Source organism: Erwinia sp. MMLR14_017, from assembly GCF_033657285.1.
Classification (GTDB): Bacteria; Pseudomonadota; Gammaproteobacteria; order Enterobacterales; family Enterobacteriaceae; genus Erwinia.
Genome location: NZ_JAWVWP010000007.1, coordinates 68,319 through 89,212 on the forward strand (window position 1 = coordinate 68,319; position 20,894 = coordinate 89,212).

Here is a 20,894-nt window from a genome sequence, read left to right on the forward strand (position 1 = left end):
GCTATATCCCCTTCGCCAGTTTGCGTTTTTCATTCCAGGCTGTGGCGCTGACGCTGACCAGAATAATCAGCCCGCTAAACACCATATGCCAGTAGGAGGAGACCGCCAGCAGCGTCAGCCCGTTTTGCAGGAAAGCGAGCAGTAGCACCCCCAGCAGCGTACCCACCAGCGACCCGCGGCCACCGGTCATGCTGGTGCCGCCCAGTACCACGGCGGCCAGCACCGTAAGTTCATATCCGACCAGCGAGTTAGGCGCCACCGACTGTGTGGTCTGCGCCTGTACCACCGCCGCAACGCCCGCCAGCAGGCCCATATAGCCGTAAACGTAGAAGTGCAGCGTCAGCAGGTTCATTCCCAGCCGCGAAGCAGATTCCCGGCTGCCGCCCATGGCATAAATCTGTCTGCCCAGACGGGTGTAACGCATCAGGATGCCGGTCAGCACAAATACCGCCAGCAGGCAGAGCAGGGGAAGGGTCAGGCCATATTCATAGCCGTCGGCGGCGGTGAAGGAGAGCCAGTTAATGCCGTTCATAAACCAGTCGGGAAAACCATAAAGCCAGGTGCCGTTGGTGAACCAGACCAGCAGTCCATAGAACAGATTTAGCGTGGCTATGGTAATAATGATCGCCGGTACGCGCAGAAAATAGACCAGGGCACCGTTGATCAGGCCAAGGATTAATCCGCAGGCCATGGCAATAGCGAAGACCAGCAGGAAATTGCCGCCATGAGCCAGCATCGTGCTGGCCATCACATACTGGGCGATAGCGGTCATCGCCGGAAAAGAGATATCAATGCCGCCGGCAATCAGCACCACAAACAGACCGCAGGCCAGAATGCCCAAAATGGCGTAGCTGGTAGCAACATCTGTGAGATTGCCAAGGGTCAGAAACTCGCTGGTACGCAGGCTCAGCCCTGCCGCAAGCAGCAGGATTAACATCCCCAGCCAGAACTCGTGATGGGTAATAAGATGACGCAATTTGTTATTCATTCACCACTCCGGCAATCTCTTCCTGCTGACACTGATGAGGGGCAAAGCTGGCCACCAGCTCTCCTTTGCGCATCACCAGCACGCGATGGCTGTTGTAATACGCCTCGGGAATTTCATCGCATATCATCAACACTGCCATGCCAGATTCGGCGAGATCGCGGGCAATGCGATAGATCCCCTCTTTGTTAGCAATATCGACTCCGACGGTGGGGGAGTCCAGGATCAGGACTTTAGGCTGGGCGGGAACCCATTTGGCAATAGCGACGCGCTGGGCGTTGCCGCCGGAAAGCGTCTGTACGGGGAGCTGGCTGTCCGACACCTTGATATTAAGATCGTGGATCAGCGTGGCTACCTGATGACGAGCTTTGCGTCTGTCGAGCAAGCCGGCACGGCTACGAATACGGTTAAATACCGGCACCAGCAAATTGTCAAAAATGGACTGCTGCATCACCAGTCCCTGGGTCTGGCGATCTTCAGAGACATAGGCAATTCCGTGACGAATGGCGTCACGATTGCTCTTCAGGCGCACCTCTTTGCCTTCAATGCTGATGCCGCCGCTGTCCGGCTGAGTCATGCCAAACAGCGAGAGACAAAGTTCGGTACGCCCTGCACCCAGCAGACCAACGATAGAGGTGATTTCACCCCGTCTCAGGCTGAGGTTCACTGAGTGATACTCCCCTTTACGAGAAAGGTTATGTACTTCTAACAGCGGCGTTTCACTTTTGTCCGCGCGCGCCGGGAGATGGCTGAAGGTAAAACGCTGTCCGGTCATCAGGAACGACAGCTCATCGCTGTTCAGCTCGCTGGCTGGGAAGGTGCCCACCAGCTTGCCATCGCGCATCACGCTTATCCGGTCTGCAACCTCCATCACTTCATCCAGCTTGTGGCTGACAAAGACCACACAGATCCCCGCAGCCTTCAGCTCATTAACGACCCGCAGCAACCCGTTCACTTCATGGCGCGTCAGCGAGGCGGTGGGTTCATCCATAATCACAAGGCTGGCATCCGCCGCCAGCGCCCGACAGATGGCAACCAGCTGACGATCGGCAATGGAGAGCTTTTCCACTTTTCTGTCGGGATCGAGCGTGACGCCGATGCGCTGGAGCGTGTCGAGCGCCAGTTTGCGCATGGCGCTGCGTTTTACCCAGAAACCTCCGCCGGGCAGATAGCGGTGTACGGCGATATTCTCCGCGACGGTGAGATTTGGAAACAGCGACAGATCCTGATAAATCACCTGTACGCCATAAAAAGCGGAGAGCGAAGGGGAGAGATGGCTGAACAGCTTGCCATCAATGCCAAGGTGCGACCCTTTGTCAGGCTGATAAACGCCGGAAATCACTTTGATTAGCGTGCTTTTCCCGCAGCCATTCTGCCCGGCAAGGCAGTGGACTTCCCCTTTTTTCAGGGTCAGGCTGACGTTATCCAGCGCTCTGACACCGGGAAAGGATTTACTGATGTTTTCAAGAGAGAGAAACGTTTGCGACATAGAATAGCTACCCCTGGAAGCGGCCTGAATGCCGGTCAGCCGTCGACCGGCAGGATCCAGCCACTAAAAACCGAGCGTTTTGGCGTTATCTTTGGTGACTTCCAGAATGCGGTTAAAGCGGATCACATGCGTTTTCATATCCACATCCGCCTTGCCCACTCCATCGATGGTCAGATCGCTGTTGACCTGTTTGCCCTGAAGCAGCTGGTCGGCCAGGCTGACCAGCGCAAAACCGGCGTCTTTCGGGTCCCACAGCAGCGCTTTTTTGATATCGCCAGAGGCCAGATAAGGCGCAGCCTGAGCAGGCATCGCGATGCCTACGACGGCAATTTTGTTTTTAGCGCGTTTACTTTTCACCGCCTGACCGGCGCCAATCGGGCCGAGTGAACCAAAACCGATAATGCCTTTCAGGTCAGGATAGGTACGCATCAGATCCAGCGTGGTAGCGTAGGATTTATCGATACTTTCAGCTACCGGCAGACGCGAGGTTACTTCCTTCATCTCCGGGTACTTCTCTTTCTGATATTTGATAGCCGCATCGGCCCAGGCGTTGTGCAGCGGCACGGTCAGCGAGCCGACATAAATGGCGTAGCCCCCTTTACCGCCCATGGCGCTGGCCAGCTCATCCATGTTCTTTTCAGCGTACTTCTGGCTGTCGATGGTTTCGACATCCCACTGGCCAATCTGCTGGTCTGGTGATTCATGCGACAGCACTACGATGCCCTGCTCGCGAGCTTTCTTCAGCACCGGCTCAAGCACTTTGGCATCGTTGGGTACCACAATAATGGCGTCGACTTTTTTAGCGATCAGATCTTCAATCACTTTGACCTGCTGAGCCGGATCGGGGGTGGAGCCGCCAACCTGGTAGGCATTAACGTCAAGCCTGGCGGCTGCTTCTTTTACCCCGACTTCCATTCGGGTAAACCACGGGATACCTGTCACTTTTGCCACCACGGCGATATCATATTTTTCTGCTGAATAAGAGGGTGTTGTGAACAGCATGCAGGCAGAAACCAAACCTGCACATAATGCGACGTTGAATTTCATAGCAATACCTTTCTGTAGGGGCGGAGTATTCGTTTTATTGCCTGCATGTTGCAGGCTTATAGTGACCCAAGGTGATTTTCACTACGCAAGCAAGATAGCAATCACTTTCGCCAGAGCAGGCGGGTTTCCGACAGAAGTGTGACGGGTGACTTTTTATGTTATAAAAATTCATCTATATGGTTAATAAATAGTTAAAAATGCAAATCATGTAGGAATGTTACGTCATATAAATGTTTTTATTTTGTTAAAATATAAGCAATTGAAGATATTTTGATAACATTTATCTCGGGCGTTGCCGTTACAGCAGACAAAAAGCCTCAATAAAGCCGCTATGTGAGAAATTCTTTATTGAAACTGCGAGAGAGATCCCAGATATGTTGAGATACTCGCAGCATTTAGCAGCTTTTATGGTTGTTTTACCCCGTAAACGGGTTACAGAGCGTTTTTTGTGGCAATTGACGGTGGAGAGCCTTTGCTCCACAATTTTACGGAAAGTTTCTCCCTTCAACGTCGTCACGATGTTGCGTAAGCGTTTGATGTTAATCAGCGTGCTTCTGACAGTGCTACAGCAATGATGGATGTGCGGGCGAAGCGCGCCATTACGTAATAACAAGGATATCCATGCCGACCACCTTCACTGACCGTTCGACCAGCCCCGGAACCTCGCTGGCCAGCATCTCTTTTGCCGTTTTTCTTACTTATCTGACCGCAGGGCTTGCTCTGCCGGTGATCCCGCTCTTTGTACATCAGGAGTTAGGGCTGAATAACGTCATGGTGGGCATTGCCGTTGGTATCCAGTTCTTCGCGACGCTACTGACGCGAGGCTATGCCGGCAGACTGGCCGACCAGCGCGGTGCCAAACGCTCGGTGATGCAGGGCATGCTCGCCTGTACGCTGGTGGGGCTGGCCTATGTGCTGGCTGCTCTCCTTCCGCTGCCGGTGATGGGTAAATTTGCGCTGTTGGTGGTGGGGCGGTTGCTGCTCGGTTTTGGCGAAAGCCAACTGCTGACAGGAAATCTCACCTGGGGCCTGGGGCTGGTGGGGCCAAAGCGTTCCGGCAAGGTGATGTCCTGGAACGGCATGGCGATTTATGGTGCGCTGGCGGCCGGTGCGCCGCTTGGCCTGATGTTGCACAGTCAGGGAGGATTTATGCTGATGGGCATTGCCACCATGATCCTGCCAGCGATCGCTTTGCTGTTTAATTTCTGGGTCAAACCAGTGCCCACCCACGGCGGCGAACGCCCGTCATTATGGTCGGTGGTGGGGCAGATCCTCTCTCCCGGATTCGGCCTGGCATTGCAGGGCGTGGGCTTCGCCGTGATTGGCACTTTCACCACGCTCTATTTTGCCAGCCAGCAGTGGGGCAATGCGGGTTTTGCCTTAACGGCGTTTGGCATCGCTTTTGTGGTAGTGAGAATTCTGTTTGGCTGGATGCCGGACCGTCTGGGTGGCATCAGAGTTGCTCTGATTTCGCTGAGCATTGAAGCAGCAGGGCTGCTGGTGCTGGGATTTTCTGCCACGGCCTGGATGGCGCTGGCCGGGGCCGCGCTGACCGGCGCCGGTTGTTCACTGGTTTTCCCCGCACTGGGGGTGGAAGTGGTAAAACGTGTCGCTCCACAGGTGCGCGGCACGGCGCTGGGAGGATTCTCCGCCTTTCAGGATATTGCTTACGGTGCCAGCGGTCCGTTAACCGGTATTCTTGCCACATCGTCAGGGTATGGTTCGGTCTATCTGGCGGGTGCCGCCTGCGCAGTCGCAGGGATTGCAGTGATCTTAAACTTCGCCCGTCATCAGTGATCATGCTGCGTGTCGTGTCGTGTCGTGTCGTGGACGGACCGACAGCTGCATGGCCGTCCGGCGATAAAAAACCCCGCCGTTCACGGCCGCTAAACTCTTAAGCTGCGGGGATTTTTTTCATTGTTCCAACCTCTTCCCTGAAGAGGGGTAGCTTTGCTCAGACCCTGCCGGAAAATTCTTCAGGTCGATGGACTATCAACGAATGCCAGCAACTGCGCTTTGTGCATCTCCGCCCAGGCGCGGACCCCGATCGCCGGTCTACCCAGCAGATAGGGCACATCATTCTTGACGGTGCCCATGTATCCCATCCGACCGTCGGCGAACTGCGTCAGAAGCTCGAACGAGCTGCGGGCATACCAGTCCTCAACCTCCACCGTGCCTTGCTTGAAATGAGCCTCCATCTCTGAGGGTTCGAGCACATTGCAGTGAATCGTGCGGTCGAGCACTTCGCCGAATACGGTGGCCAGCTCCGGGCCGGTCATGGTTTCGGTGCTGAGGTAATAATCCTTTGAGGCATGGCGTTCGGGGCCGTCGCGCAGGACCCTGGCGGTTACGGCGGCCAGATCGTGGAGTGCGACGTAGCCGACCCGGTGCTCGCCCCAGAATACTGAGAAGGTACCGCCAACAGGCTGTGATACGCTCAGCATGTTTTCGAGAAACACGTTGGGATGCAGGTGCGTCCAGGCGATGCCACTGGCCTCGATATAGGCTTCGACCAGCGCGAACCAGCAATATTTCGAATCGGTAGCGTCTTCCGCAGCAAAGACGCCCTGGTTGACGATGTGTTTCACACCCGCCTTCTTCGCCGCGTCCACCACGGTCTTGGTCTGGTGGGTCATGGCGATGGTATAGCCGGTCAGGATGTTCATGCGATCGACGCCGCAGAGCGCTTCGGCAAAGGTCAAGGGATTGTCAAGGTCGAACAGAACGGCGTCGCGACCCTCAGCGCGCAGCCGCTCCAGATCCTTCTGCTTGCGTACACCGATGCGGATGCGTACGTCACCGGGGTTTCGGTCGAAATCCTCCAGAATCAGGCGGCCAGTCTGGCCGGTGGTGCCCATAAGGAAGATGAGAGGAGTGGTATTGTTCGTCATAAATATTCTCCGATTATGATGTAATGGTTTGAATGGACCGCGCGGGTGTAGGGGTCACGTCAGTGCGTCGCCACAGTGGAGCTCGCAGAGGCGACCTGGCGAGGCAGGAAGAGAGCGGCTACGAGGGCTGCCAGCCCGAAGCCGCTAAAGACGAGGTAGGTCCATTGCGAGCCGTACGCCATCGCGGAAGCAACGTGTTCGCCAGCTTTGATGTATCCCTCGCTGACGGTGCCCATGACCGAGAACGCGATGGCGATGCCCGCTGCCCCGACCAGCTGCTGGAGCGTGTTTAAGATAGCGCTGCCATGGGGAAGAAGGTGCGGACTCAGAACACCAAGGGAGGCGGTGAACAGTGGGGTCCACATAAGAGCCTGTCCGAGGACGATAAAGAGGTAGGTGCCGAGGAGCAACCAGATGGGGGTGCCAGGGTCGAGGGTGGACAAGTAAAATTGTCCCACAGCGATGATGATCGCGCCGGTGACGACAAACAGGCGCGGCCCGACGCGAGGGTACATGCGCCCAACAAAGGCGGAAGTAATGGCGATGGTGATCCCGCCGGGCATGATGAAGAGGCCTGTCTGAAGAGGCGTTAACCCGTACGACGCCTGGAGAATAACGGGCATCAGGGCCAGAGTGCCATAACCGGCCGTAATGAAGCACAGCATCGCCGCGGCGCAGACGCTGAAGGTGCGGATCCTGAACGGGCGCATATCAAGTTGCGCGCGGTCGGACTTTTGCAGCTGGATCTGTCGGGCAAGGAATACCGCGACCACTGCCACTCCCAGCCCAAGGGAAGGCCAGGGCGAAATTATTCCCTGCGCCGCACCCTCTCCGAATGACGCGAGGCCATAAACGACACTGGCGAACCCCACCGCCGAGAGAACTACCGAAAGGGCGTCCAGCCCTACCTTCCGCGGGGTACCCGGCACGCGAATCATGATGTTCCCGATGACCAGGGAGCTCACGGCAATGGGCAACAGCGTGATGAAGAGCCAGTGCCAGTCGAGGCGCGACAGAATTGCGCCTGTGACCACCGGGCCGATTGAGGGCGCGGCGGATGCGGCGACAGTGATAAGTGCCATCACGCTACCACGGCGCGTCTCCGGCACCAGCGTACTGACGGCAGTGTAGGAGAGCGGCAGCACAATCGCAGTGCCGACCGCCTGAATGATGCGGCCGACCAGCAGCACGTCGAAGCCGGGAGCAATGGCGGCGACAAGGGTCCCGGCCGTGAAGAGCGACATCGCCAACGTGAAGACCGTGCGCATCCGATACCGTTCGGTCAGGAACCCGGTCGCCGGGATCACAACGGCCATCGTCAGCATATATGCTGTCGTCAGCCACTGCGCAGTTGCGGCGGAAAGGTCAAGATCCGCCATAACACGAGGCAGGGCGATCACCATCAGCATCTCATTGAGGATCACGGTGAAGGTTGAGATGACGAGCACCGTAATGATCACGACGGCTTCACGTGTCAGCTTCTCCCGAGCGGCAGAAGGAGGCAGCGGGGCACGCCTGGTTGCGGGAAACGACATGTCTGGTACCTGTTACAGAGGTAATTGGAAGCAACGGGCTGGAGATCCTCCCGCCCGTTGCGTCAGTCACATGAAGAGCGCGCGAGTCAGACGCACGGCGTAGTCCGAGTCGGGGTTGGTGGTACTGTCGCCAACCCGTTCCATGATCGCCTCAATCGCGAGGTCGCGGCGTCTGGGCAGACGGGCCCGCTCGGTCGCGGCCAGGGCAGCGGGCAGCTCGTCGCGCGTCAGGTCCGTGCAGTAGCTCGGCGATCCGGGCTGCTGGCGCCATGACTCGCTGAGCGGTCCTGAATAAACGGCGTCGAGTCCGGTCTCGTCCACCAGACTCATCGCCACATCGCGTTCCCGCTCGCCGTCGGCGGCAACGGGAATGGCGATCCGTCCGGCTGTTCCTGCGGGGAGGCCCTTCTGCGCGAAGGAAGCTGAGGTGATAGCGTTCCACGCTTTGGCGATGGAGCGGCCAAGCTGCCCGGCAACCCACTCACTCTCGGTTTGACCGGCTTCGATGGCAGCGATCTCGCCGTCACGTTTGGGATAGTAGTTGGATGTGTCGATCACGACGGTGTTGGCGGGTACCCCCGCCAACAGCGGGGCGATTTTCTGAATGGCGCTGAGCGGCGTCGACAGGATCACCACGTCAACACCAGCCACTGCTTCGGTGGAGGTGACGGCCTGAGCGCCGTGGGTCAGGATGTCGCCTTCGATTGTGTCGGGGCCGCGCGAGTTAGCGACCTTTACGTCATGGCCTGCAGCGCTGAGTTTCAAAACCAGCGTTTTGCCGATGTTGCCGGTGCCCAGTATGCCAATCTTCATGATGTTATCCTCGTGTGATTGATCGCCGAGAGGGAGTCGGCAGATCGCGCGGCAAAGTCATATCACCGCCGTGTGACTGATGCGGTAGAGGGCGCGGCGGGCAAAACGAGGCCGCTCCCCTGGTATTTCAATCGTGGAAGGTCACGCTTGTGTCGACCGGCACGCGATCCATGTGGATCCGGTTGCCGGGTGCTGCCTCGTCCGGGTAGCCGAAAGAAATGCCAAAGAGCAATTTCAACTCGTCGGGAATGCCGAGGAATTCGCGGATTGTTTCGGCAAAAAAACCGAGTGCGGTTTGGGGGATGCCACCGAGACCGCGCGCCGCCAGCGAAAGCAGGAAAGTTTGGCCATACATACCTATGTCACCTGCAACACGGACATTGTCGCCAAACGAGGGCATGAACAGGAACGCAACCTGCGGAGCATTGAAGAACGAGTAGTTCATTGCTCCCACGCGCCGCCGCCCATCCTTGTCCTCGCGCATTACATTCATGGCTTCGTAATAGGCTTTGCCCAGGGCGTCGTTACGCTTACGATAGTCGCCGTAATAGTCGTTCTGGTCGAAAGAGAAGTCCGGCGTGAACTCTCCCGCGTCGTTTTTGGCGTGCAGGATTTGGGAAAGCTGCCTGAGTTTCTCGCCGCGGACAATGTGAGTATTCCAGGGCTGCGTATTGCAGTTGGACGGTGCGCACTGGGCATCCTCCAGCACCTCACGGATTATGCTTACCGGCACGGGCTTGTCGAGAAAGCCGCGGATCGAGCGACGCATGCGGGTCGCCTCTTTGAACGACAGCGTCTCGTCGGGCGACGTTTCGGTCTCAGGCTGGATAAGATTCATAGTCATAACTACTTCCTTAGTCAGGGGGTTAGTGGTTACCGGGGAACCTGACCAGCACAGCGATAGTCACGATGGCTCTGAAGGAGAGTTTCTTTCGACCATCCGATGACCTCAGCTGCGGGTCGTCATTTTGCACAATATCTCTAGTTCCCCATAATATAGTGTACTAGATAAAATGGCGCGAATATGTTGTCGTCGCTATCTCTACTCTTGCCGCGGCCTACTGAGATCCTGCAAGGTATCGCGAAGCTCGATTAGCCCAGTTTCATCCAATTTACAGGCGCTCTTGATCTTCTGACTAATGCTCCAGATTTCGTCCCGAATGCTCTCGGCCTTTGGGGTCAGATCGACAAGCACACGTCGTTCATCGTTCGGGTCGCGAGTACGAGTAACAAATCCCGCAGTCTCGAGCCGTTTGACAAGAGGCGTGATAGTGCCGGTGTCCATGTCGAGAGAAGCGCCAAGCGTGCCCACAGATAACGGCGATCCATTCAGCAGTTCAAGCATCACCAGGTATTGCGGGAACGTCAGGCCTAACGGCTCCAGGAACGGCTTATGCATCCGGGCCATGCGGTTAGCCGCTCCATAGAGAGCGAAAGAGAGCTCCATACCGACGCTGCGGGACTTTTTCATCATTATCTCGACCAATATCTTCTAGCGCACTAGAGTAAACCATCACTAAATAATTTCAAGAGCCATTCGCCCCTGCAACGGGCAAAAAATGGCTCAACCAAAGATGCGTGGAAGCTGACGTCAGCAGGGTATCAGGGAAAGGAGTTAAGTAGCAGGCTCGATTTCTGGTTACGTGACCAGCATCCGGTCACGCAGGGAAAGACAGCAGTAGAGTGACCTGCAGAGTTAACGTTAAACGAGAGTGTTTGTCAGAGACTCAAAGGAAAATCCACAGCAGGAACAGGATCAGCACCAGCACCGCAAATGCGGTAAACGCCGGACGGTTCACCAGCGGCTGCAGAACCGGCGGCACATAACCAAACAGCGGCGCAACAATCGGCTGCGGCTGGATATCGATATCGGCCACCAGCTGTTCGCGCAGGCGTTCGGCGCGGCGGGCAAACAGCAGGTTCATCAGATCCTGGGCCTGGGCGGGGGTAAGGATCGCCAGCGGCGGCTGCTGAAAACGTTGCAGGCTGGCATCTTCGAGCATGCGCTGCTCGGCATGGTCCGGCGGCACCTTCAGCGAGGAGAGCAGCATCGGCAGCGTTGGGGCGGCATGCTGGCTTAGCGTCTGGCTGACCTGGAGATACTGTGTCAGCAGCGGGAACAGGCGCGAAGGAACAGGATCGCCGCTATGCAGGTTAACCACTTTCATAACCGAAGCCCACAGCTTCACTGGCTGTTCGCCCGTGGCGGCAGCCAGGCGGGCGATTTGCTGATTCAGCGTATGATGTTCAGCAGGCAGTAGCGTGCGGTCGCTGATACGGTTTTGCTGCGGCTGCGGGATCGCCATCTGACCATTCTGCAACATGGTTAATACCTGACGCAGCTGGTCCGGATTGAGCGAGCTGAGCACCGTATGGCCAAACTGTTGACGGATAAAGTCGCTCACCGCCTGACGATTGTTCCCCTGCGGCAACAGATCCGTCAGTTGCTGGAAAAGCTGGCGGTTAGCGTGGGTATTTTGCACCTGAGAGAGGCGGGTATTGAGAAACTGTTCCGCCGCAGGGAAATGGCGCGCCAGCAGACCCGCATCGTTTTTCACCCCCACTTCATGACGCAAGCCAGCCCACAGCTCGGGCGACTTCAGCGAACTCAACGCCATAATTTTGACAATCAGTCTTTCCAGCGTGGTGCGCTGGACCGGCGTTAGCGGCTGATCTCCAGGGCCAGGGCGGGTAGTGCCTGCTTTGGCATCGACCGCTGTACGATCGCCAGGGATCGGCGCACCGGGGCCGCTAAGAGGTTGCATGAAAAAATCCTTAACTCAAAGGTCAACATCCGGGGCAGGCCGGAGAAAGGGTGATTGGCTATGATAACAATCCCGCCCGGTGATAGGTAGTAGCGTGGGCCTGGCGGGGGGAAATATTTTCCTCTTAGCGGCTAAAGAAAAGGCCGGGTTGCCCCGGCCGCTTTTTATTTACTCAGTAACAGCCTGTAAACGCCTGCGCCGCCAGCGTTTCCAGATAAAGGGCACCACCAGCACGGCCACGGCCAGCACCAGCAGTACTTTACAGATCAGGCTTTCCCACAGGATAGGAAGATTACCGTTGCTGATTGACAAGGCGCGGCGCAGGTTCTGCTCCAGCATTTCGCCCAGCACAAAGCCCAGGATCAGCGGCGACATCGGGAAATCCATCTTACGCAGGATATAGCCGAATATACCCAGCCCGACCATCAGCAGCAGGTCAAAGGTATTGCTGTGCACGGCATAGACGCCTACCGTTGAGATGGCCGCAATAGCCGGGACCAGGAACCAGAGCGGGATTGTCAGCATCCGTGCAAAAATATTGATCATCGGGATGTTCATGATCAGCAGCATCACGTTACCAATCAGCAGGGCAGCAATCAGCCCCCAGACAATATCGGGCTGCTCGGTAAACATCGCAGGACCCGGCGTGATGTTATACAGCGTCAGGGCACCCACCATCACCGCCGTGGTGCCGGAACCGGGAATACCCAGCGTCAGCATCGGGATAAACGACCCGCAGGCCGAGGCGTTATTTGCGGCTTCCGGTGCCGCCACGCCGCGAATGTCACCTTTACCAAAGGTTTCGCCACCGCGAATTTTCTTCTCGGTCATATAGGCAATAGCACTGGCGATGGTCGCCCCTGCACCTGGCAACACACCAACAAAAAAGCCGACAAATGATGAGCGCAGGGTTGCACCTGTACAATCAGCCGCCTCTTTCAGATTGAACATCATGCGGCCGCTGGCCCGCACGACTTTCTGCCCGCCGCTGGTGGATTCCAGCATCAGCAGAATTTCGCTGACCGAGAACAAGCCAATGACAACCACAACAAACTGAATGCCGTCAGAGAGATGCACACTTTCGAAGGTGAAGCGATAAACGCCCGTGTTGGCATCGACGCCGACTGTCGCCATGCCCAGGCCGATTAACGCGGCCAGGAAAGATTTCAGCGGGTTCTGGCTCATCATGCTGCCCAGGCAGGCAATGGCGAACACCATCAGCGCAAAGTATTCCGCCGGGCCAAAGGCCAGCGACCAGTTTGCCAGAATGGGAGCAAACAGAATAATGCCCAGAATGGCGATGGTTGATCCAACAAACGAGCTGACGGCGGAAATGGAAAGCGCAACGCCAGCGCGCCCCTGTTTCGCCATAGGGTAGCCATCCAGTGCGGTCATAATGGCACCAGCATCCCCCGGCACGTTCAGCAGAATGGAGGAGATACGTCCGCCATATTCGCAGCCAATATAGACCGTAGCCAGCAGGATCAACGCTGATTCCGCAGGCAGGTGCAGCGCAAAGGCCAGCGGCATCAGGATGGCTACGCCGTTAATCGGGCCAAGCCCCGGCAGCAGACCGACAATGGTACCGATAAAGCAGCCAACTAAAGCAATCAGCAGGTTGGTTGGCGTCATCGCGACCGCAAACCCCTGCATAAGAAAGGACCAGGTTTCCATGCGGTTCTCCGTTAGCTCAGCCAGCTGCCGAGCGGTAAAGTCACTTCCAGCAGGCGGTCAAACGCGTAAAACAGCGCCACGCCCATGATCACGCCAGAGATCGCCGCAGCCCACCAGCGTGCGCCAAACAGCATACCGATACCAAAGGTGAGGAGCGTGGTCATGACCGGGAAGCCGAGGCGCTCAAAAAACAAGCCGTACAGCATCATGATCGCCATCAATGCCAGCAGCCTCAGCAACGTCCCGCGTTTTGGCCAGTGAATAGTATCGGGCTTTCGCAGCAGCATGCAGATTGCACAGAGAGCCATCAGCCCGAGGATAATCATCGGAAAGGGGCGGGGGCCTACAGGCTCGTAGCTATACTCGCTGTGCAGCCCCCAGGCGATATAAAGACCGCCCACACAGAGCAGCAGCCAGATGCCGGCAAAAATACGATCGCTCATTGGGCGCTCCTGTTATTTCGCCAGGCCAAAGGATTTGGCTTTTTCACGGTAGTCGTTGACCTGATTCTTCACATAGCTATCCAGCTCCTGACCGAACATATTGAATTCAAACAGGCCACGCATATCACGCTGTTTCTTGAACTCATCCGTAGCGACCATCTTTTTGAACGCGTCAGACCACCAGTTATATTCCGCATCGGTGACTTTCGGCCCCAGATAGAAGCCACGGATCACCGGCCATTCAATATCGAAGCCCTGCTCTTTAGCTGTAGGAACATCCGCAAGCTGCCCCGGTAGTCGGTTCGGTGCCATTACGGCCAGCACGCGTAGCTTGCCCGCTTTCAGGTGGGGAACCATCTCACTCATATCGCCGGAAACCACCTGAATGTGGTTGCCCAACAGCGCCGTAACGGGTTCACCGCCGCCTTCAAACGCCACATAGCGCATTTTGCGGGGATCGATTCCAACCTCGCGGGCGAGCAGGGCAGTTTTCATCCAGTCCTGGCTGCCAATGGAGGCGCCGGCTCCCACCACCACTTTGTTCGGGTCGGCTTTCATTGCGGCCATCAACTCTTTCAGATCTTTATAGGGTGAGTCTGCCCGCACCGCGACCATGCCGTAATCGGTGCCCACGGCGGCCAGCCATTTCACGTCATCGACGGTATAACGACCAAATTTTCCCTGAGAAAGATTGAGTAACGAGCCGCCGGAAAAGGCCACTACGGTTCCGGCCTCAGCCGGGCGCTGGGCAACGATGGCGTTGTAAGCCACAGCGCCCACGCCGCCGGGCATATAGGTTACGCGCATTGGCGACTCAATCTGTTTGGTTTCCTGTAGCGAAACCTGAAGCAGCTTACAGGTCAGATCAAAGCCGCCGCCAGGTTTTGCCGGGGCAATACATTCGGTACGATCCGGGGCTTCAGCGGCAAAGCTGGCCTGCGAAGCCAGGGTCAGCAAAGCAGCGGCAAGCGCAGTGCGGGTCATTTTTTTCATTAATTGCTCCGTTCTTTTCTTCCAGAGTGTGAGCTTTCCCGAACTTCCGGGGTTGTAGAATTGTTAAAACATTAACCTTTCATTTACCTTTCAGTGGGCAGGAAAACTGACAGGATGTGATATGCGTCTCTTACTGGTAGAAGATACGGCCGGACTGGCTTGCTGGCTGCAAAAGGCGTTAACCCAGGCAGGGTTTGCCGTTGACTGGCTGGCCGATGGGTTGGCTGCGGATCAGGTATTACAAACGGAACAGTACTCGCTGGTGGTGCTGGATATCTCGCTGCCCAGGCTGGATGGTCTGTCGTTGCTGGGGCGAATGCGAAAAAGAGGGCAAAACGTGCCGGTGCTGCTGCTGACGGCAAGAACCGGAGTGGCAGACCGCGTACGCGGGCTGAATCAGGGAGCAGATGACTATCTGAGCAAGCCTTTCGAGCTGGAAGAGCTGGAGGCGCGCATCCGCGCATTGCTGCGGCGCAGCCAGGGCCAGAGCCAGGAAGCGCAGGCCTTTGGCGAGCTGATTTTCCATGATGAAGGCTACTTTGAACTTCAGCATAAGCCGCTGGCGTTGACCCCGCGTGAATCCAGCGTGCTTACCACACTGATGCAAAGGCGCGGACGTCCGGTCTCGCGGCAGCAGCTCTATGAGCAAACCTTTACCCTGGCGGATGAGGCCAGCCAGGAAAGCATTGAACTCTATGTGCACCGCGTCAGAAAAAAACTCTCCGGCAGTAATGTCTCAATCGTTACGCTACGTGGATTGGGCTACAGCCTCGAATGCCAGTCATAAAGTCGGTTTCCCTGCGTCGGCAGCTGCTGTTATGGCTGGGGCTGCCGCTGATCCTGCTGTGGGGACTTTCTGTTTACACCCACTATGCAAGCGCATTGCAGGCCGCTACCCAGGCTTACGATCGCTCGCTGCTGGCTTCAGCCCGCACCGTGGCGGAACGGCTGCGGGTGAAGAACAATCGTCTGGAAGTGGATGTCCCCTGGGTGGTGCTGGACAGCTTCGAGCGCAACATGAACGATCAGTTGTTTTACCAGGTCATCTCGCCGGAAGGCAAAACGCTTTCCGGTTATGACGATATCCCCCCGCTGCCTGCGGATGTGCCGCGTTCAGTGAATTATCCCGCGTTGGTACACTTCTACGACGCGACTTACCGTCAGCAGGCTATCCGGGTGGCCGCGCTCTGGCAACCGGTGAGCGAGGAGAACCTTCACGGCATGGCGCTGATACTGGTAGCAGAAACGCTGACATCCCGCGAAGAGTTTGCGGGAAAATTACTGAAGACTGCGCTGCTCAGCCAGGGGGCGCTGGTTTTGATGACGCTGCTACTGGCCGCCGTGATGCTGAAAAAAGTGCTGCGACCGTTGCGCCGCTTGTCTGGCCTGATGGCGCGACGAGACCCTGGCGATCTCACCCCTTTACCGGCAGTATTGCCGTGGACTGAAATGCAGCCGCTGATACTCTCTGTGAATCGCTATATAGAGCGGCTGCGTCAAATGATGGCGCGCCAGCAACGATTTAGCGCCGATGCCTCGCATCAGTTGCGTACGCCGCTCACTATCCTGAAAACACAGGTGGCCGTAGCCCTGAAAAGCGACCACCCCGAAAGCTGGAAAGAGAGTTTACAAGCCATGCGCGTCACGTTGGATGAAACCATCTCGCTCACCAATCGCCTGTTACAGCTTTCACGCCTGCGGGCACACCAGACTACGGAGGTGCCGTTGCAGGCGGTTGATCTGGCCGCTCTGGCCAAAGAGGCCTGTTTCTCCCATTTTGCTCAGGCCAGAGCAAAGCAGATCGATTTGGGCTATGAGGGGGAAGAGGGGTTTCTGGTGCGCGGTGACGCGCTGCTGATCGGGGAGCTTTGCGCCAATCTGATCGACAATGCCATCAAGTACACCCCGGCTAAAGGTACAATAACCGTCAGCGTGCGCGACGGCGTACTGACGGTTGAAGACAGCGGGAAGGGGATAGCCGCCGCACAGCGCCAGCAGGCGATGCAGCCCTTTCATCGTTTAACGGAGATCGGTGCCGTGGGCGGTGCCGGGCTTGGACTGGCGCTGGTGAAAGACATTGCCGACTGGCATGGCACTCACGCCGAACTGCATAGCAGTCCGGCGCTGGGAGGGCTGCTGGTCCGGCTGGCGTTTACGCAGTGGGATCGGAATCCGCCGCCGCTGCCCGCTTCAGCCGCAGAGGAGTTCGCAGGCGCTGCGCCAGAAAAACGCCCAGCAGAGTAATGCCGCCGCCGATAAAGTGATAGCTGTGCAGCGTCTCGTGCAGGAACAGCACGGCGATAATCGCCGTGAAGATCGGGGCCAGATTCATAAAAATGGTCGCGGTATTGGCTCCCATCCGCATCACGCCCTGGATCCACAGGAAAGGGGCGATAATTGACGCCGGGATCCCGGCAAACAGCACCAGCGGAATATTGTGCAGGTTAAGCGAAACGTCCTGCGCCAGCAAAAAGTTGGGCAGCAGCAGCAGTACGCCGAACACAATCTGCATATAGAGGCTTTGCCAGTTGGGCAGTGCAATGGCCCACCGTTTGGTCAGTACGCCGTACAGGGCGTAAGAAGTGGAGGCGGCAAACATCATCACTTCCCCCTTTCCTAAGCCTTGCGAAATCAGTTGCTGGGGGTTGCCCTGACTCACCAGCCACACCAGCCCGCTAAACGACAGCAGGCTGCCCAACAGGATCCCCAGCGTCGGTGCCAGCCGCAGCAGCAGCAGACTGATCAGCACTGTTAATAGCGGGATCAGCGCGTTCAGGATCCCCATAAACAACGCGGTCACGCTGTGCGCTGCGTAATAGGCCAGACTCTGATAGAGCACCATACCTAACAGCCCCAGGATCAGCAGCTTCCACCACACCTCTTTGATTTGCTGACGATTGCGCCAGACAGCAGGCAGCACGAAAGGCGTCAGGGTCACTAAAGCTAACACCCAGCGATAGAATGAAATAGCCGCCGGATCGATCGCTCCAGCCGACACTTTGCTGACAATGGCATTCACCGACCAGATCAGCACCGCCAGCAGGGGAAACAGAAAATTCATAGTAAGATCCGCCAGGTAAGAAAAGGGGGGCAGTGTACGCTCTCCTCTCCGCAAGGGTAAACTCTTAATCAGCGCACCTGAGGGTTATCCGGTTCGCAGGTTTATGGCAGAATATCGGCCCACTCCTCTCCAGGCAGGACCCGATTGTGAAAATCCTTGTTGATGAAAATATGCCATATGCCCTTGAGCTTTTCAGCCGCACGGGCAACGTGCTGGCTGTGCCGGGTCGTCCGGTGCCGCAGGCGGAACTGGATGATGCGGATGCTCTGATGGTGCGTTCGGTGACTAAAGTGAATGCGGAACTGCTGAGCGGCAAGCCGGTGAAGTTTGTCGGCACGGCCACTGCCGGAACCGATCACATTGACGAGGCCTGGTTACAGGCGCAGGGTATCGCCTTCTCTGCCGCGCCGGGCTGCAATGCCATTGCGGTGGTGGAATATGTCTTCTCTGCGCTGCTGCTGCTGGCAGAGCGTGACGGTTTTCAGCTGAAAGATCGCACGGTGGGTATTGTCGGCGTGGGTAACGTTGGCGGCCGTTTGCAGGCGCGCCTGGAAGCGCTGGGCATCAGAACGCTGCTGTGCGATCCGCCGCGTGCCGATCGCGGTGATGAGGGCGAGTTTCTGCCGCTCTCAACATTGGTGGAAGAGGCCGATATTCTGACCTTCCACACGCCGCTCTTTAAGCAGGGCGAATACAAAACGCTGCATCTCGCTGATGAGGCGTTGCTGATGGCTCTGCAGCCAGGGACAATCTTAATCAACGCCTGCCGTGGGCCGGTAGTGGATAATGCCGCGCTGCTGAAGGTGCTGCAACAGCGTGACGACCTCAGCGTGGTACTTGATGTCTGGGAGCCGGAGCCGGAGCTTTCGCTGCCGTTGCTGGAGAAGGTAGATATCGCCACTGCTCACATCGCCGGATACACGCTGGAAGGCAAGGCGCGCGGCACTACCCAGGTGTTTGAAGCCTGGACCGCCTTCCTCGGCGAGCCTCAGCAGGTGCTGCTGGAGACCTTATTGCCCGCTCCAGAATTTGGTCGCATCACTCTTCACGGTGAGCTGGACCAGCCAACGCTGAAAAGAGTGGTGCATCTGGTGTATGATGTGCGCCGCGATGATGCGCCGCTGCGCGCGGTGGCGGCTGTTCCCGGCGAATTTGATCGCCTGCGCAAGAATTACCTTGAACGTCGCGAGTGGTCCTCTTTGCAGGTCGCTTGTGATTCTGAGCAGGCTGCTACCCTGCTGGCGAAACTCGGTTTTAATGCCGTTTATGAGCCAGCTTCCTGAAGGCCCTGCCTTATCTGACTCTGCGGGCGGCGTAACTACCGCCTTCTCTTTTGTCTTATTTTCTGGAGTAAACCAACATGTCTGACGGCTGGAACATTGCGCTACTGGGCGCGACAGGCGCAGTAGGGGGAGCTGTACTGGAACTGCTGGCTGAACGCCAGTTCCCGGTTGGTGAGTTATATCTGCTGGCGAGCGAGCGCAGCGCGGGTGAAACCCTGCGCTATGAAGGGAAATCGATTTTAGTCACCGATGCCAGCAATTTTGACTGGTCGCAGGTGCAGCTGGCCTTTTTTGCCGCAGGCCGTGAAGCCTCCGCACGTTATGCGGATGAGGCGGCCAACTCGGGCTGCCTGGTGATCGACAGCAGCGACCTGTTTGCCATGGAGCCGGACGTGCCGCTGGTGGTGCCGGATGTCAATCCGCAGGTGCTGGGTGATTACCGTAACCGCAACATTATCAGCGTGGCCGACAGCGTCACCAGCCAGCTGCTGTGCGCCATCAAGCCGCTGATGGACCAGGCGGGTTTAAGCCGTCTGCAGGTGACCAGCCTGATTGCCGCTTCTGCCCACGGCAAAGCCGCGGTGGATTCGCTGGCCGGTGAGAGCGCTCGTCTGCTGAATGGCCTGCCTGCGGAAGAGGGCTTCTTTAACCGTCAGCTGGCCTTCAACATGCTGCCTTTGCTGAACGATGCGGAAGGCAGCGTGCTGCAGGAGCGTCGTCTGGTGGATCAGGTGCGTAAGGTGCTGCAGGACGAAGGACTGCCGATCACAGTTTCGACCGTGCAGGCCCCGGTTTTCTACGGCAACGCGCAGATTGTGCATATTGAAAACCTGCGCCCTATCTCCTCTGACGAAGCGCGCGAAGTCTTGCTACAGGCAGAAGATATTGCTCTCTCTGATGAAGATAACTATCCGACGCAGGTTGGCGACGCTTCCGGCAGCAACCATCTGAGCCTGGGCTGCGTGCGTAACGACTACGGCATTCCGGAAATGCTGCAATTCTGGTCCGTAGCGGACAACGTGCGTTTTGGTGGCGCGCTGATGGCGGTGAAAACCGCTGAGAAGCTGGTTCAGGAGTATATGTACTGATGTCAGAAGCAGGCTTGCCTGAGCAGAAGCACAAGCTGGCGCTCGGCATTGAATATGATGGCAGCCGCTACTATGGCTGGCAGCGGCAGCAGGAAGTGCGCAGCGTGCAGGAAAAGCTGGAAAAAGCCCTTTCCAAAGTCGCTAACCATCCGGTTACCGTATTTTGCGCAGGCAGAACGGATGCTGGCGTTCACGGCACCGGTCAGGTTGTGCATTTCGAAACCACCTCCGTACGCAAGGAGGCTGCCTGGACGCTGGGGGTTAATGCGAATCTGCCGGATGATATCGCTGTGCGCTGGGCCAAACCGGTCGCGGATGATTTTCATGCCCGCTTCAGCGCCACCGCCAGGCGCTATCGCTACGTCATCTATAATCGTCGCCTGCGCCCGGCGATCCTGCATGGTGGCGTGACCCATTTTTACCATCCGCTGGACGTGGAAAAAATGCAGCGGGCAGGGCAGTGCCTGCTGGGCGAAAACGACTTCACTTCGTTTCGTGCGGTGCAGTGCCAGTCCCGGACGCCGTGGCGCTATATGATGCATCTGAACGTCAGCCGTTATGGTGACTGGGTGGTTGTGGATATTAAAGCTAACGCGTTTGTGCACCATATGGTGCGTAATATTGTCGGCAGTCTGATGGAAATCGGCTGCGGTAATCAACCTGAGAGCTGGATGGCAGAGCTGCTGGCGGCGAAAGATCGCACGCTGGCTGCGGCCACTGCCCGCGCAGAAGGGTTATACCTGGTGGCAGTCGATTACCCGGAACAGTATGAACTACCTCGTCCGCCGATGGGACCGCTGTTCCTCGAGGATTAAATAATGCCTGGA

General features: G+C 57.2%; 19 protein-coding genes. 6 read left to right on the forward strand and 13 right to left on the reverse strand.

What is annotated here, in order from left to right; all coding sequences use genetic code 11:
* Position 1 precedes the first annotated feature (1 nt).
* From SD961_RS13190 to SD961_RS13200, 3 genes are all read right to left on the reverse strand, one after another.
* Positions 2–988 carry an ABC transporter permease gene (locus SD961_RS13190; protein ID WP_318790810.1) on the reverse strand — a complete coding sequence of 329 codons (987 nt, stop codon included), beginning with the start codon at positions 986–988 and terminating at the stop codon, positions 2–4.
* Positions 981–2,474 (reverse strand): sugar ABC transporter ATP-binding protein, encoded by a 1,494-nt coding sequence (locus tag SD961_RS13195; protein WP_318790811.1) that lies wholly within the window; start codon positions 2,472–2,474, stop codon positions 981–983. The genes SD961_RS13190 and SD961_RS13195 overlap by 8 nt, the downstream gene beginning before the upstream one ends.
* Positions 2,475–2,537: 63 nt before the next feature.
* On the reverse strand, positions 2,538–3,521 hold the full coding sequence (locus SD961_RS13200; protein ID WP_318790812.1) for an autoinducer 2 ABC transporter substrate-binding protein: 984 nt from the start codon (positions 3,519–3,521) through the stop codon (positions 2,538–2,540).
* Positions 3,522–4,142: 621 nt separating this feature from the next.
* On the opposite strand from SD961_RS13200, the gene SD961_RS13205 reads away from it, so the two are divergent.
* Positions 4,143–5,318, forward strand: a complete 1,176-nt coding sequence (locus tag SD961_RS13205) for an MFS transporter (protein WP_318790813.1) — start codon at positions 4,143–4,145, stop codon at positions 5,316–5,318.
* A 179-nt stretch (positions 5,319–5,497) separates the two neighbouring features.
* On the opposite strand, the gene SD961_RS13210 is transcribed toward SD961_RS13205, so the two are convergent.
* The 9 genes from SD961_RS13210 to SD961_RS13255 form a co-directional block, all read right to left on the reverse strand.
* Complete coding sequence (locus SD961_RS13210; protein ID WP_318790814.1) at positions 5,498–6,412, reverse strand: NmrA family NAD(P)-binding protein; 915 nt, start codon at positions 6,410–6,412, stop codon at positions 5,498–5,500.
* A 59-nt stretch (positions 6,413–6,471) separates the two neighbouring features.
* Complete coding sequence (locus SD961_RS13215; RefSeq protein ID WP_318790815.1) at positions 6,472–7,947, reverse strand: DHA2 family efflux MFS transporter permease subunit; 1,476 nt, start codon at positions 7,945–7,947, stop codon at positions 6,472–6,474.
* 66 nt (positions 7,948–8,013) lie between these two features.
* Entirely contained in the window at positions 8,014–8,760 is a 747-nt protein-coding gene (locus SD961_RS13220) for an NADPH-dependent F420 reductase (protein WP_318790816.1), read from the reverse strand.
* Positions 8,761–8,887: 127 nt separating this feature from the next.
* Positions 8,888–9,604, reverse strand: a complete 717-nt coding sequence (locus SD961_RS13225) for a nitroreductase (protein WP_318790817.1) — start codon at positions 9,602–9,604, stop codon at positions 8,888–8,890.
* A 198-nt stretch (positions 9,605–9,802) separates the two neighbouring features.
* Positions 9,803–10,234, reverse strand: coding sequence for a MarR family transcriptional regulator (locus SD961_RS13230; protein WP_318790818.1), 432 nt, complete (start codon positions 10,232–10,234; stop codon positions 9,803–9,805).
* A 253-nt stretch (positions 10,235–10,487) separates the two neighbouring features.
* Positions 10,488–11,525: a flagella biosynthesis regulator Flk gene (gene flk / locus SD961_RS13240; protein WP_318790819.1), complete on the reverse strand. Its 1,038-nt coding sequence runs from the start codon at positions 11,523–11,525 to the stop codon at positions 10,488–10,490.
* Between the two features lie 168 nt (positions 11,526–11,693).
* Complete coding sequence (locus tag SD961_RS13245) at positions 11,694–13,199, reverse strand: tripartite tricarboxylate transporter permease (protein WP_318790820.1); 1,506 nt, start codon at positions 13,197–13,199, stop codon at positions 11,694–11,696.
* Positions 13,200–13,210: 11 nt separating this feature from the next.
* Positions 13,211–13,642: a tripartite tricarboxylate transporter TctB family protein gene (locus SD961_RS13250; protein ID WP_318790821.1), complete on the reverse strand. Its 432-nt coding sequence runs from the start codon at positions 13,640–13,642 to the stop codon at positions 13,211–13,213.
* A 12-nt stretch (positions 13,643–13,654) separates the two neighbouring features.
* The gene (locus tag SD961_RS13255; protein ID WP_318790822.1) at positions 13,655–14,635 is read right to left on the reverse strand and encodes a tripartite tricarboxylate transporter substrate binding protein; all 981 of its coding nucleotides are present in this window, start codon (positions 14,633–14,635) and stop codon (positions 13,655–13,657) included.
* Positions 14,636–14,756: 121 nt separating this feature from the next.
* On the opposite strand from SD961_RS13255, the gene tctD reads away from it, so the two are divergent.
* Positions 14,757–15,422: a transcriptional regulator TctD gene (tctD, locus tag SD961_RS13260; RefSeq protein ID WP_318790823.1), complete on the forward strand. Its 666-nt coding sequence runs from the start codon at positions 14,757–14,759 to the stop codon at positions 15,420–15,422.
* Positions 15,410–16,879 (forward strand): sensor histidine kinase N-terminal domain-containing protein, encoded by a 1,470-nt coding sequence (locus tag SD961_RS13265; protein ID WP_318790824.1) that lies wholly within the window; start codon positions 15,410–15,412, stop codon positions 16,877–16,879. The genes tctD and SD961_RS13265 overlap by 13 nt, the downstream gene beginning before the upstream one ends.
* Here SD961_RS13265 and SD961_RS13270 read toward each other — a convergent pair.
* A complete protein-coding gene (locus tag SD961_RS13270) occupies positions 16,788–17,696 on the reverse strand; it encodes a DMT family transporter (RefSeq protein ID WP_318790825.1) in 909 nt (302 codons plus the stop codon). The two genes, SD961_RS13265 and SD961_RS13270, sit on opposite strands and share 92 nt — an antisense overlap.
* 146 nt (positions 17,697–17,842) lie before the next feature.
* Here SD961_RS13270 and pdxB point away from each other — a divergent pair, with 146 nt between their 5' ends.
* The 3 genes from pdxB (at position 17,843) to truA (ending at position 20,882) form a co-directional block, all read left to right on the forward strand.
* Positions 17,843–18,979, forward strand: a complete 1,137-nt coding sequence (gene pdxB / locus SD961_RS13275) for a 4-phosphoerythronate dehydrogenase PdxB (protein WP_318790826.1) — start codon at positions 17,843–17,845, stop codon at positions 18,977–18,979.
* Positions 18,980–19,056: 77 nt separating this feature from the next.
* Positions 19,057–20,067 (forward strand): aspartate-semialdehyde dehydrogenase, encoded by a 1,011-nt coding sequence (locus SD961_RS13280; RefSeq protein ID WP_318790827.1) that lies wholly within the window; start codon positions 19,057–19,059, stop codon positions 20,065–20,067.
* On the forward strand, positions 20,067–20,882 hold the full coding sequence (truA, locus tag SD961_RS13285) for a tRNA pseudouridine(38-40) synthase TruA (protein WP_318790828.1): 816 nt from the start codon (positions 20,067–20,069) through the stop codon (positions 20,880–20,882). Before SD961_RS13280 ends, truA begins: the two co-directional genes overlap by 1 nt.
* Positions 20,883–20,894: the final 12 nt, after the last annotated feature.

Coding starts and splice junctions, on each gene's coding strand:
- SD961_RS13215 (WP_318790815.1), bottom strand. CDS start 7,947: ATGTCGTTTCCCGCAACCAGGCGTGCCCCGCTGCCTCCTTCTGCCGCT.
- SD961_RS13195 (WP_318790811.1), bottom strand. CDS start 2,474: ATGTCGCAAACGTTTCTCTCTCTTGAAAACATCAGTAAATCCTTTCCC.
- SD961_RS13265 (WP_318790824.1), top strand. CDS start 15,410: ATGCCAGTCATAAAGTCGGTTTCCCTGCGTCGGCAGCTGCTGTTATGG.
- SD961_RS13280 (WP_318790827.1), top strand. CDS start 19,057: ATGTCTGACGGCTGGAACATTGCGCTACTGGGCGCGACAGGCGCAGTA.
- SD961_RS13255 (WP_318790822.1), bottom strand. CDS start 14,635: ATGAAAAAAATGACCCGCACTGCGCTTGCCGCTGCTTTGCTGACCCTG.
- flk (WP_318790819.1), bottom strand. CDS start 11,525: ATGCAACCTCTTAGCGGCCCCGGTGCGCCGATCCCTGGCGATCGTACA.
- SD961_RS13205 (WP_318790813.1), top strand. CDS start 4,143: ATGCCGACCACCTTCACTGACCGTTCGACCAGCCCCGGAACCTCGCTG.
- SD961_RS13210 (WP_318790814.1), bottom strand. CDS start 6,412: ATGACGAACAATACCACTCCTCTCATCTTCCTTATGGGCACCACCGGC.
- truA (WP_318790828.1), top strand. CDS start 20,067: ATGTCAGAAGCAGGCTTGCCTGAGCAGAAGCACAAGCTGGCGCTCGGC.
- SD961_RS13190 (WP_318790810.1), bottom strand. CDS start 988: ATGAATAACAAATTGCGTCATCTTATTACCCATCACGAGTTCTGGCTG.
- SD961_RS13200 (WP_318790812.1), bottom strand. CDS start 3,521: ATGAAATTCAACGTCGCATTATGTGCAGGTTTGGTTTCTGCCTGCATG.
- SD961_RS13245 (WP_318790820.1), bottom strand. CDS start 13,199: ATGGAAACCTGGTCCTTTCTTATGCAGGGGTTTGCGGTCGCGATGACG.
- SD961_RS13270 (WP_318790825.1), bottom strand. CDS start 17,696: ATGAATTTTCTGTTTCCCCTGCTGGCGGTGCTGATCTGGTCGGTGAAT.
- SD961_RS13220 (WP_318790816.1), bottom strand. CDS start 8,760: ATGAAGATTGGCATACTGGGCACCGGCAACATCGGCAAAACGCTGGTT.
- SD961_RS13225 (WP_318790817.1), bottom strand. CDS start 9,604: ATGACTATGAATCTTATCCAGCCTGAGACCGAAACGTCGCCCGACGAG.
- SD961_RS13250 (WP_318790821.1), bottom strand. CDS start 13,642: ATGAGCGATCGTATTTTTGCCGGCATCTGGCTGCTGCTCTGTGTGGGC.
- tctD (WP_318790823.1), top strand. CDS start 14,757: ATGCGTCTCTTACTGGTAGAAGATACGGCCGGACTGGCTTGCTGGCTG.
- SD961_RS13230 (WP_318790818.1), bottom strand. CDS start 10,234: ATGATGAAAAAGTCCCGCAGCGTCGGTATGGAGCTCTCTTTCGCTCTC.